Source organism: Brachybacterium sp. AOP3-A1-3, assembly GCF_052378285.1.
GTDB lineage: Bacteria > Actinomycetota > Actinomycetes > Actinomycetales > Dermabacteraceae > Brachybacterium.
Genome location: NZ_JBQSXM010000009.1, coordinates 82,420 through 94,085 on the forward strand (window position 1 = coordinate 82,420; position 11,666 = coordinate 94,085).

Here is an 11,666-nt window from a genome sequence, read left to right on the forward strand (position 1 = left end):
CCGGCCCGGCTCGGTCCTCGAGCGATTCAGCCCTCGAGCGGCTCAGTCCTCGAGTGGCTCAGTCCCCGAACGGCTCAGCCCTCGAGCGGCTCGAGCTTCCCGAGGGTCTCGTTCAGCGACTCGGTCGAGGCCGGGTGGGTCCAGATCCCGTTCTTCAGCTGCGTGGCGGTGGTGCCGGTGCGCATCGCGAGCGCGACGAGGTTGATGACCTCCTGCGCGTCGACGTGGAACAGCCTCGCGCCGAGGATCTCGTCGGTCCGGGCGTCGACCACGAACTTCACGATCCCGCGCGGATCGCCGACGGCCTTCGGGCGCGGCATCGCCTTGATCGTCGCGGTCTTCTGCGAGGCCACGAGCACGTCGCGTCCTGCGGCGAGCGCCTCGCCGGCGGTGAGACCGACGGCCGCGAGCGGCGGGGTGAGGAAGGTGGTGGTGGGCACGGCGACCCGGTCGGTGGTGGTGCGCTCCCCGTCTCCCTGCAGCTGGGAGAGCACGATCCGGAAGTCGTCGAGGGAGAGGTAGGTCTGCTGAGACCCGCCGTGGACGTCGCCGATCGCGTACACGTTCTCGGCGCTCGTGCGCAGATGCTCGTCGACCACGATCGCGCCGCGCTCGTCAACGTCGATCCCTGCCTGCTCGAGCCCGAGGTCGTCGGTCGCGGGGCGCCTGCCGGTGGCGAGCAGGATGGCGTCGGCCTCGATCCGGCGCTCCTCGGAGCCGACGCGCAAGACGACCACCGCACTGGCAGAGCTGTTCTCACTCGCGGAGCTGCTCCCGCTGGCAGAGCTGTCCTCGCTCGCGGTGCTGTTCCCACTGCCCGCGCCGTCCTCGATCCGTACCGCCGAGGCCTCGTGCAGCACGTGGATGCCGTCGCCCTCGAGCACGCTGGTGACCTCGGCGGCGACGTCCTCGTCCTCGTCGGGCAGCAGGCGCTCACGACGGTTCACGAGCGTGACGTCGGCCCCGTACCCGGCGAACATCGAGGCGAACTCGAGGCCGATGGGGCCGGCGCCGATCACGGTGAGGCGGGCGGGCAGCGGGTCCACGTGCTGCACGCTCGTGGAGTCGTGCACCCGCGGGGAGTCGATGCCGGGCAGGTCCGGCCGGGTCGGGGTGGCACCGGTGTTCACGATGACCACGTCGGCCGAGGCGGTGAGCACGTCGTCGCCGCCGGTGACCTGCACGGTGCGCTCGGCGGTGAAGCGGGCGCGGCCGTCGATCAGGGTGACGGCGTCGAGGTCGGCGAGCATGTGGTGGTTGACGTCGCGCATCTTCCCCACCACGGTGTCGCGGCGCTCGACGGCGCGGGCCCAGAACTGCTGCGCGTCGTCGTCCTCACGGCGCTGCTCCGCGTCGTGGACGAGGGTCTTGGTGGGCACGCAGCCGATGTTGATGCAGGTGCCGCCGTGCATGGTGTCGAACTGCTCGACCATGCCCACACGCTTCCCCGCCCCGCCGAGCGTGGCGGCGAGGGTCTTGCCGCCCTTGCCCCAGCCGATCACGAGGACGTCGAAGGTCAGCTCGGGAGCGTCACCGGAGCCGCGGGCCGGTTCAGAGGCTCGGACAGATTCAGAGTCGCGGACAGGTTCAGTGGTCGAGGTGCTCATGGCCCCACCGTAAGCCTGGACCCCCGTACCCCGGCAGGCACTCTGCCCGTCGGGCAGAGTTTTCCCACCCCTGCCGGAACCAGCAGGTGCACACTGGAGCCATGACCAGCCCGCTCATCGAAGACCACGCCCTGCTGTCGGACCAGCGCGCCACCGCCCTCGTGACCAGGGAAGGGGTCATCAACTGGCTGTGCCTGCCCCGCTTCGACTCCGATGCCCTCTTCTGCTCGCTGCTCGGCGACGACGAGAACGGGCACTGGTCGCTGCGGATCGCTGACGGCGAGGTCCTCTCGCGCCGCTACCTGCCCGGCACGATGGTGCTCGAGACGGTGTGGCGCTCCCCCACCGGGACCGCCACCGTCACCGAGTACATGCCGATCACCGGCGGCGGGGAATCCGGCACCGGAGCCGGCACCGACACCGGTGACTCCGACTCCGCCGTGGCCGACGCCGACAGCACCGGGGGTGAGGCGACCGGGTCCTCGCCGGGCCCCGGGAGCGCCTCCTCCCTCTCCGGGGACGTCGACGACCACGCGGACCTCGTGCGTCATGTGGAATGCCATGAGGGCGAGGTCGAGGTGCTCCAGGAGCTGAAGATCCGCTTCGAGTACGGGCAGGCGGTGCCCTGGGTGCGCCGCGGCGAGGACGAGGCCGGGAACCGTGTGCTGATCGCCGTCGCCGGCGGGGACGGCATCGCGCTGCACGGCCCCGCACTCACTCCGCACGGCCGGACCCACCGGGGCACGCACCGCCTGCGCGCCGGGGAGAGCACGTGCTGGGTGCTCACCTGGTTCCCCTCCTGGCAGCAGGTGCCCGCCGCGCTCGAGAGCGAGACCGCCCTCGAGGCCACCATCGCGGAGTGGACCGGCTGGCTCGGCCAGGTGCGGGTCGACGCCGAGTACGAAGAACCGGTGACCCGCTCGCTGCTCGTGCTGCGGGCGCTGACCCACCGCCGCACCGGCGGCATCATCGCCGCCGCGACCACGAGCCTGCCCGAGGACTTCGGTGGGGTGCGCAACTGGGACTACCGCTACTGCTGGCTGCGCGACGCGGCCCTGTCCCTCGAGGCGCTGCTGGGCCACGGACACGTCGACGCCGCCGCGACCTGGCGCGACTGGCTGCTGCGGGCGATCGCCGGGGATCCGGAGCGGCTGCAGATCATGTACTCGATCACCGGGGACCGGAACCTGCCCGAGCGGGAGGTGCCGCATCTGGCGGGCTACGAGGGCTCGGTGCCGGTGCGGGTCGGCAACGGGGCGGCCGATCAGTACCAGGCGGACGTGGTGGGCGAGGTGATGATCGCCCTCGCGGCGATGCGCGATGCCGGCTTGGAGGAGACCGCCTGGTCGTGGCCGCTGCAGAAGGCACTGGTGCGCTACACCGAGGACCGGATCGACGAACCCGACCAGGGGATCTGGGAGATGCGCGGCGACCCCGCCTACTTCACCCATGGCCGGGTGATGGTGTGGGCGACCTTCGACCGCGCCGTCCGTGCCGTCGAGGATCACGGCCTGCCGGCCACCACGGAGCAGGTCACCCGCTGGAAGCACATCAGAGACCAGGTGCGCCAGGAGATCATGACCCGAGGGGTGGGTGCCGACGGAGCCCTCACCCAGACCTACGGCTCCACCGAGGTGGACGCCTCGCTGCTGCAGATCCCCCACACGGGCTTCCTGCCGGCGAACGACCCGCACATGCTCGCCACCGTGGCCCGCATCGAGCAGGACCTGCGCACCGAGGACGGACTGATCCTGCGTTACCGCACGCAGGGCCAGGACGGTCTGCCCGGGGATGAGCACCCCTTCCTGGTGTGCTGCTTCTGGCTGGTGGAGCAGTACGCCGCCTCCGGTCGCCGCGACGAGGCCGAGGCGCTCATGGAGCAGCTGCTGGGGTGCGCGAACGATCTGCACCTGCTGGCCGAGGAGTTCGACAGCGGCGCCGGACGCATGGCCGGGAACTTCCCGCAGGCCTTCAGCCACCTGGGCCTGATCCGCGCCGTCGACGCCCTCGCCACGACCCGGGACTGACTCCGCGGTCGGTCCCCGCCACGCGGCAAGGCCCTTCCACGCCGTCGGGCCCTGCCACGCGGTCGGGCCCCGCCCGGCCGTCGGGTGCAGACTGGATGGACCACCCGTCGACGAAGGAGCACCCCATGGCTGACCTGCCCACCATCACCGCGTCCCGCATCGCCGAGCTGCTCGAGCGCACTCCGCGCAGCTCCTTCGTCGCCGGTCGCTTCCTCGGCGGCACCGCCTCCCTGGACGTGCTGGATCCCGCGACCGGGCGCGCCCTGACCCAGGTGGTCGACGCCGACGCGCCTGCCGTCGGCCTCAAGGCGCTGGATGCGGCAGTCGACGTGCAGGAGGACTGGGCCGCGACCACCCCGCGACAGCGCTCCGAGATCCTGCGCCGCGCCTACGACCTGTGCCATGAGCGGGCCGACGACCTCGCACTCCTCATGACCCTGGAGATGGGCAAGCCGCTCGCCGAGGCGTACGGGGAGGTCACCTACGGCGCGGAGTTCCTGCGCTGGTTCAGCGAGGAGGCGGTGCGCCTGCCCGGACGGTTCCGCCACGCCCCCGCCGCCGACGAGGCGATCCTGACCGTGGCCCGCCCCGTGGGCCCCACCCTGCTGATCACGCCCTGGAACTTCCCGCTGTCGATGGGCACCCGCAAGATCGCCCCGGCGCTCGCGGCCGGCTGCACCGTGGTGCTCAAGCCCGCGCAGAAGACCCCGCTGACCTCGCTGCTGCTGATGGAGATCCTCGCCGAGGCCGGAGTGCCCGCCGGCGTCGTGAACTGCGTGGTCAGCTCCGACTCGAAGGGGCTGAGCTCCACGTTGATGTCCGATCCGCGGCTGCGGAAGGTGTCCTTCACCGGCTCCACGCCCGTGGGCCGCACCCTGCTCGCCCAGGCGTCCGAGCACGTGCTGAAGGCGTCGATGGAGCTGGGCGGCAATGCACCCTTCCTCGTGCTGCCCTCCGCCGATGTCGAGACGGCGGTCAAGGCCGCGATGCTGGGCAAGTTCCGCAACAACGGCGAGGCCTGCACCGCCGCGAACCGCTTCTACGTGCACTCGTCCCTCGCGGAGGAGTTCACGGCGCGCCTCGCGGAGGAGACCGCGAAGCTCCAGGTCGGCCCCGGGATCGCGCCCGGCACGACCATGGGTCCGATGATCGACGCCGCCGCACTGGAGAAGATCGAGGATCTCGTCGCGGACGCCGTGGACCGCGGCGCCCGAGTGCTCGTGGGCGGTCGTCGACCGGCACCGGCCTCCCTCGCTGCAGGCGGCAGTGCCAGCACGGACAGCACGGACAGCTCAGACAGCTCAAGCAGCGACGGCGGGTACTTCTACGAGCCCACCGTGCTGACCGACGTGCCGCGCGCTGCCCGCGTGAACCGCGAGGAGATCTTCGGCCCGGTCGCACCGATCATCGTGCTGGACGACATCGACGAGATGGTCGCCGCCGCCAACGACACCGAGTTCGGCCTCATGGCCTATGTGGCGGGCGAGGATCTCGGCGAGGTCACCGACGTGGCCGGCCGGATCGAGTCCGGGATGGTCGCGGTCAACATCGGCGTGGCCTCGGATCCGTCGGCCCCCTTCGGCGGCGTCAAGGAGTCGGGCCTGGGCCGCGAGGGGTCTCACGAGGGCATCACCGAGTTCCTCGAGATGACGTACGTGCGCCTGCCCCTGTGAGGGCCGACGACCCCGCGGGGGACGCTGGAGCCCGCTGACCTGACGACGCCATGACCAGGGACGACACCCAGGAGCTCACCTGGATGTCGCAGTATGGTCACGGAACTGGGCGAACCGTGTGACCTGGCTCCCAAACGGAGCGGCGACGCGTACTGTGACCGCTGTGACGACTCCCGCGATCCCGGGGCTCGAGACGACGACGTCCGACGAGCCGACGAAGCGCTCCCGCTCGCTCAACTGGCGGCATATCGGCCTGGCTGCCATCTTGATCGTGCCGAACATGATCCTGCTGGGCCTGTTCACCTACCGCCCGCTGATCGACAACTTCCGCATCTCCTTCTACAACTGGAACATCTCCTCGCCGGACATGCGGTTCGTGGGCCTGGGGAACTACATCGAGTGGTTCACCGACGACACCAGCTGGCAGATCGCCCGCAACACGCTGATCTTCACGCTCGTCGCGGTCATCGGCTCGATGGCACTGGGCCTCGCACTGGCCCTCCTGCTGGACCAGCACCTGCGCGCCCGCAACATGGTGCGCACCATGGTGTTCGCCCCGTACGTCATCTCCGGCGCCGCGATCGGTGTGGCCTTCCAGTTCGTGTTCGACCCCGGCTACGGCCTGGTCCAGGACGTGCTGGGCCGGCTCGGCCTGGACACCCCGGCGTTCTATCAGCATTCCGGCTGGGCGCTGTTCATGATCACCACCACCTACGTGTGGAAGAACCTCGGCTACACCTTCGTGATCTACCTGGCGGCCCTGCAGGGTCGTCGCTCCGACCTCGACGAGGCCGCCGAGATCGACGGGACGCCCGCCTGGCGGAAGTTCTGGCGGGTCACGCTGCCCCAGCTGAAGGGCACCACGTTCTTCCTGTCCGTCACGGTGCTGCTGAACTCGTTCCAGGTGTTCGACATCATCCAGGTGATGACCGAGGGCGGCCCCTTCGGCACCGGCACCTCGACGCTCATCTATCAGGTCTACCAGGAGACCTTCGTGAACAACCGAGCGGGCTACGGCGCCGCGGTCGCGACGATCATGTTCTTGATCGTCCTGGTCGTCACGCTCGTGCAGGTCAAGCTGCAGGACAAACAGGACTAGAGAAGGCCAGGAAGACAAGGACGGAGGTACCCCCATGACGATGACCAACGACGCACAGGCCGTCCTGCCGCCCGTTCCCGGGCTCGAGGACGACGACCCGCCTCAGCTCACCCCCGCGCAGAAGAAGCGCGCCACCTCCCGGCACCTCGCCTTCCAGGGCGGGACCGCCGGGAAGCTCTTGGGCTACTTCGGGATGCTGGCCGCGGTGCTGCTGTTCTTCGTCCCCCTGTACTTCATCGTCGTCACCTCGCTGAAGACCCACGGGGACATCTACTCCAACCCCATCAGCTGGTTCCCCAATCCCTTCGCGCCGGAGAACTACTCCTACGTGATCAATGAGGTGCGGTTCGACAAGTACCTGCGCAACTCGGTCATCATCACGGGGATCCTCACCGTGGTCGAGGTCAGCCTCGGCGTGATGACCGCCTACGGCCTCTCGTTCCTGCGCTTCCCGGGGCGGAACCTGCTGTTCCTGCTGGTCATCGCGTCACTCATGGTGCCCAACCAGATCACCGTCATCTCCAACTACGCCCTCGTGGCCAGCTGGGGATGGCGCAACACCTTCCAGGGCATCATCGTGCCGCTGGCCGCGGTCGCCTTCGGCACCTTCCTGATGCGCAACCACTTCCTGTCGCTGCCCAAGGAGATCATGGAGGCCGCCGAGCTCGACGGCACGGGCTTCTTCCGCACCCTGTTCCGGGTGGTGCTGCCGATGTCCTGGCCCACCCTGGTCGCGTTCACGCTGATCACCGTGGTCAACGAGTGGAACCAGTACTTGTGGCCGTTCCTCATGTCGGACACCGACGCCGTGGCACCGCTGCCGATCGGCCTGACCCAGCTGCAGGACAACGAGGGCCTGACCAACTGGGGCCCGGTGATGGCCGGCACCGTCCTGACCACCGTCCCGATGCTCATCGTCTTCCTCATCCTGCAGAAGCAGATGATCAAGGGCCTGACCGCCGGGGCCGTGAAGGGGTGATGGCCGGGCGCCGAACACCGCGCCCTACCCTCTCCCCCGCCCCCTTCCTCGACCCGGCCGCTATCCGTCGGCCCCGCACCGTCCCCGCACCACCACACGAATCGGAGATCGACATGGCAACGACGCGACGTTCACTTCTCGGAATGGCCGGAGCCGGCAGCGCAGCCCTGGCACTGGCCGCCTGCGCCGGGGGCTCCACCTCCGCCGGCGGCGGCGGTGGCGGCAAGGGCGAGGAGGGCGACGGCTCCATCCAGTTCTGGTCCAACCACCCCGGCAGCTCGAAGGACCTCGAGCAGAAGATCATCGACGCCTGGAACAAGGACAACCCCGACAACCAGGCGAAGCTCATCGACGGCGGCGCCAGTTACGAGGAGCTCGGCCAGAAGTTCAACGCCGCGCTCGCCGGCGGCGGCCTGCCCGACCTGATCGTGGCCTCGGACGTCACCTGGTTCAACTTCGCCTTCACCGGCACCACCACCGCGATGGACGACCTGTGGAAGGAGGCCGAGGTCGACTCGGACGACTTCGTGGACACCCTGCGCGAGGACTACGAGTACGACGGCAAGCACTACGGCATGCCGTACTCGCGCTCCACGACCCTCATGTACTTCAACACCGAGGTGATGAAGAAGGCCGGGCTGCCCACCGACAAGGGCCCGGAGACCTGGGAGCAGTTCGCCGAATGGGCCCCGAAGATCCTCGACGCGAACGGCGGCAAGCCCGCCATCGTCATCCCGGACGGCTCCGACTACCTCGACTGGTTCTTCCAGGGGATCATCTGGACCTTCGGCGGCAACTACTCCAAGGAGTGGACCCCGACGTTCACCGAGCAGGGCTCGATCGACGCCGCGACCTTCCTCCAGGAGCAGGTCGCCGCGGGACACATCGGCATCGAGAAGGACGCCGCCAACGCGTTCTCCATCGGCAACTCCTCGGGGCTGCTGCAGTCCACCGGATCCTTGGGCGGCCTGAAGGAATCCGCGGAGTTCGACTTCCACACCACCTATCTGCCAGGCCCGACGCCCGGCGCCTGCACCGGCGGCGCCGGCATCGCGATCCCCGAGGGCATCAGCGACGAACGCAAGGTGATGGCCATGAAGTTCGCGGACTTCCTGACCAGCACGCAGAACACCATCACGTTCAGCCAGGCCACCGGGTACATGCCGGTGCGGAAGTCCGCGATGGAGGACGCCGAGGAGACGAAGTACCTCGAGGAGAACCCCAACGCCATGACGGCGATCCGCCAGCTGAGCGAGAACACGGCGCCGCAGGACTACGCCCGCGTGTTCGTCAGCGGCGGCGGTCAGCGCATCGGTGCCGGTCTGGACCGCATCGCGATCGCCCAGGAGGACGTCGCGACCGTCATGAAGGACCTGCAGGACGAGACGCAGAAGGTCATCGACCGGGACATCACCCCCAACCTGTGAGCACCCGACCGACCCCCTGAAGGAGCACGAGGAACACCATGGCCACCGTCGAGTACCAGCAGGCCTCCCGCATCTACGACCCGTCCCGCCCTCCCGCGGTCAACCGGGTCTCGCTCACCGTCGCCGACGGGGAGTTCCTGGTGCTGGTGGGGCCGTCCGGCAGCGGGAAGTCCACCGCGATGCGGATGCTGGCCGGGCTCGAACCGATCGACGAGGGAACCGTCCTCATCGACGACGTCGACGTCAGCGAGCTGCGCGCCCGGGATCGCGACGTGGCCATGGTGTTCCAGTCCTACGCCCTCTACCCGAACATGACCGCGCGCCAGAACATGGCATTCGCCCTGCAGAACGCGAAGATGCCGAAGGCGGAGATCACCCAGCAGGTCGAGCGCGCCGCCGCGATGCTCGAGCTCGAGGTGCTGCTGGACAAGAAGCCCTCGCAGATGTCCGGCGGTCAGCGCCAGCGGGTGGCCATGGGCCGCTCGATCGTGCGCAACCCCAAGGTGTTCTGCATGGACGAGCCGCTGTCGAACCTCGACGCGAAGCTGCGGGTGTCCACCCGTGCCCAGATCGGCTCGCTGCAGCGCGAACTGGGTGTGACCACGGTGTACGTCACCCACGACCAGACCGAGGCCATGACCATGGGCGATCGTGTCGCCGTGCTGCGCGAGGGCGTGCTGCAGCAGGTCGACGAGCCCACCCATCTCTATGAGCACCCCGGCAACACCTTCGTGGCCGGCTTCATCGGGTCTCCGGCGATGACCCTGATCGACGGGGCCACGGTGAGCTCCGACGGCCGCGCCCTGCTCGGCCCCGACCACGGCCTGGACATGGACTTGCCCCGTGAGTACGCCGAGAAGACCCCCGGCCAGGTCATCGTGGGCGTGCGCCCCGAGAACTGGGAGATCGTGGGCCACGGCGCCGCGCCGGAGGACGGCGGCGCCAGCATGCCCCTCACGGTGCGCCTGGTGGAGAAGCTCGGCGGAGAGGCCTTCCTCCACTGCCGCGCCCAGGAGACAGAGGGCATGACCGCGTCCGTGCGCGGGAGCCAGCTGGTGCTCCGGCTGGACCACGGCTTCAAGGGCATCGAGCCCGATACGACGATCCACGTGCGCCCCAAGCCCCGCACCAGCGTGTTCTTCCACCCCGAGAACGAGATCAACCTCGAGTACCTCTGACTCGAGTCTGACCGTCGGGTGAACGGGTGTAAAAAGTTTCAGCGTTAAAGTCCGCATTCCTCAGCGATGTGGATCACATGCCGGTACGGTCGGGGAGGAACCTCATCCCCCATCTGCCGCCGGCGCTCCTTCGTGCCCGGCGCGACTAGGAGCCGACGTGCGCCCCCTTTCCCGAACTGTCATCTCATTCTCCGCTCTCGCCCTCGCCTCCGCGGGCCTCGCCGTCGGCGCCGGATCCGCCTCCGCGGCACTGACCACCCACTGCGACGGGGACGCCGCGGACGTCACCGTGCCCGGCGATCTCGTCGTCGACAAGGGCGACTCCTGCGTGCTGGACGGCGTGACCATCGAGGGCGAGGTGACGGTGAAGGCCGGCGCCGATCTGCTCATGACCGACTCGAGCATCGCGGACCGCGTCGTGGTCTCCTCCGAGGGCTACTTCGATGCCACCGGCACCGAGGTGGCAGGAAACCTGATCAGCAAGGGCGGCTACGGCGTCTACCTCGACGACTCCGCCCTGGGCGGGTCCTACACCGGGCGTGCCGTCGACGGAGCCGATCCCTTCCTGTACTCCTACGACTCCTCGATCGGGGGCAAGCTCACCGTGGAGCAGGGCCTCGTTCACCTGCAGACCGTGACCATCGACGGCGCTGTGAGCAGCGAGAACACGCTGTACACCGACATCATCGACTCGACCCTCGCGAAGGGACTGACCGTCTCCGCGAACGAAGAGGGCACCTCCCTGTGCAGCAGCGAGGTCGACGGTGCGGCCACCTTCACCGGCAACTCGGGCGTGCAGCTCGGCACCGGTGGCGGCCTCGTCGACTGCGAGGACGGCAACTACTTCGGCTCCGACGTGACCCTCTCGGACAACCTCGACGGCGTCGACGTCTCGGGCAACATCATCCGTGGCGCACTGACCGGCGAGGGCAACGATCCGGCACCGACCGGCACCGACAACCGCGTGCGCGGGGAGATGGGCGGCCAGTTCACCGACCTCGCACCGGCTGCGCAGAAGGCCCAGGCCTTCGCCGCGACCGCCGGTCCCGAGGCCCACGCCGATGGCCTCGACTCCCAGCGCGCCGACCGTCGCGCCACCGCCGAGCAGAAGGCCGCGGAGGCAGGCCCCGCGAACCTGGGCTGATCGCTCCAGCCACTCCCCGACCGCGGCCGGCATTCGTCTCGGCCGCGGTCGGCACTCGTCGGCCGCGGTCGGCCCTCGTCGGCCGCGGTCGTCCGGTTCGACCGCGGTGTCTGTCAGGGGGCTGCCGCTTAGGCTTCCCCCATGGGCACCACCATCTATCTCACCGGCGAGGCCAAAGCGCCGAGCAACAATCCGATCACATCGCAGTGGGGATTGTTCTTCATCGGTCTCATCGTCGATACTGAGACCCACGTCATCACGGCAGCGGATTGCACCGCCACGCTGACCCTCACCGTCGAGTTCGTTCGCGAACTGCTGGTGGGTCGTTCGTTGCTCGATGACGATTCCCTGGTGGAGTCGATCACCGACAGGTACCACGGGTCCTCGCAGAGGGCGCTTGCCACAGCAGTGCGCAACGCCGCCGCGAAGTACCGCGACTTGTCGGCCGACGTCACCGCCTAACTTCAAAAGCGCCCACCGTCTGCCCGGAACCTCACCGAACCGGATCCCGTCGGAAGCACCCGGATCACGC

9 protein-coding genes are annotated in these 11,666 nt (G+C 69.0%); 8 read left to right on the forward strand and 1 reads right to left on the reverse strand.

Translation table 11 applies throughout. From position 1 onward, the window contains the following. Nucleotides 1–74 precede the first annotated feature (74 nt). Entirely contained in the window at nt 75–1,607 is a 1,533-nt protein-coding gene (locus ACT3T5_RS13160) for an FAD-dependent oxidoreductase (RefSeq protein ID WP_193116603.1), read from the reverse strand. Between the two features lie 101 nt (nt 1,608–1,708). Here ACT3T5_RS13160 and ACT3T5_RS13165 point away from each other — a divergent pair, with 101 nt between their 5' ends. The 8 genes from ACT3T5_RS13165 (at nt 1,709) to ACT3T5_RS13200 (ending at nt 11,596) form a co-directional block, all read left to right on the forward strand. Beyond that, entirely contained in the window at nt 1,709–3,634 is a 1,926-nt protein-coding gene (locus tag ACT3T5_RS13165) for a glycoside hydrolase family 15 protein (RefSeq protein ID WP_444594551.1), read from the forward strand. A 125-nt stretch (nt 3,635–3,759) separates the two neighbouring features. Then, nucleotides 3,760–5,307 carry an NAD-dependent succinate-semialdehyde dehydrogenase gene (locus tag ACT3T5_RS13170; protein WP_193116601.1) on the forward strand — a complete coding sequence of 516 codons (1,548 nt, stop codon included), beginning with the start codon at nt 3,760–3,762 and terminating at the stop codon, nt 5,305–5,307. 163 nt (nt 5,308–5,470) lie between these two features. Beyond that, nucleotides 5,471–6,406 (forward strand): carbohydrate ABC transporter permease, encoded by a 936-nt coding sequence (locus ACT3T5_RS13175; RefSeq protein WP_319021515.1) that lies wholly within the window; start codon nt 5,471–5,473, stop codon nt 6,404–6,406. A 34-nt stretch (nt 6,407–6,440) separates the two neighbouring features. Then, nucleotides 6,441–7,385, forward strand: coding sequence for a carbohydrate ABC transporter permease (locus ACT3T5_RS13180; RefSeq protein ID WP_443335884.1), 945 nt, complete (start codon nt 6,441–6,443; stop codon nt 7,383–7,385). A 113-nt stretch (nt 7,386–7,498) separates the two neighbouring features. Next, nucleotides 7,499–8,812 (forward strand): ABC transporter substrate-binding protein, encoded by a 1,314-nt coding sequence (locus tag ACT3T5_RS13185; RefSeq protein ID WP_193116600.1) that lies wholly within the window; start codon nt 7,499–7,501, stop codon nt 8,810–8,812. A 38-nt stretch (nt 8,813–8,850) separates the two neighbouring features. Then, nucleotides 8,851–9,990, forward strand: a complete 1,140-nt coding sequence (locus tag ACT3T5_RS13190; protein WP_193116599.1) for an ABC transporter ATP-binding protein — start codon at nt 8,851–8,853, stop codon at nt 9,988–9,990. Nucleotides 9,991–10,147: 157 nt separating this feature from the next. Then, nucleotides 10,148–11,134, forward strand: coding sequence for a hypothetical protein (locus ACT3T5_RS13195; RefSeq protein WP_193116598.1), 987 nt, complete (start codon nt 10,148–10,150; stop codon nt 11,132–11,134). A 141-nt stretch (nt 11,135–11,275) separates the two neighbouring features. Continuing rightward, nucleotides 11,276–11,596 carry a DUF3870 domain-containing protein gene (locus tag ACT3T5_RS13200; RefSeq protein WP_193116597.1) on the forward strand — a complete coding sequence of 107 codons (321 nt, stop codon included), beginning with the start codon at nt 11,276–11,278 and terminating at the stop codon, nt 11,594–11,596. Nucleotides 11,597–11,666: the final 70 nt, after the last annotated feature.

Bases quoted from the DNA above. Each gene is read 5' to 3' on its own strand.
- ACT3T5_RS13200 (WP_193116597.1), top strand. From the start codon at position 11,276: ATGGGCACCACCATCTATCTCACCGGCGAGGCCAAAGCGCCGAGCAAC.
- ACT3T5_RS13185 (WP_193116600.1), top strand. From the start codon at position 7,499: ATGGCAACGACGCGACGTTCACTTCTCGGAATGGCCGGAGCCGGCAGC.
- ACT3T5_RS13165 (WP_444594551.1), top strand. From the start codon at position 1,709: ATGACCAGCCCGCTCATCGAAGACCACGCCCTGCTGTCGGACCAGCGC.
- ACT3T5_RS13180 (WP_443335884.1), top strand. From the start codon at position 6,441: ATGACGATGACCAACGACGCACAGGCCGTCCTGCCGCCCGTTCCCGGG.
- ACT3T5_RS13190 (WP_193116599.1), top strand. From the start codon at position 8,851: ATGGCCACCGTCGAGTACCAGCAGGCCTCCCGCATCTACGACCCGTCC.
- ACT3T5_RS13160 (WP_193116603.1), bottom strand. From the start codon at position 1,607: ATGAGCACCTCGACCACTGAACCTGTCCGCGACTCTGAATCTGTCCGA.
- ACT3T5_RS13170 (WP_193116601.1), top strand. From the start codon at position 3,760: ATGGCTGACCTGCCCACCATCACCGCGTCCCGCATCGCCGAGCTGCTC.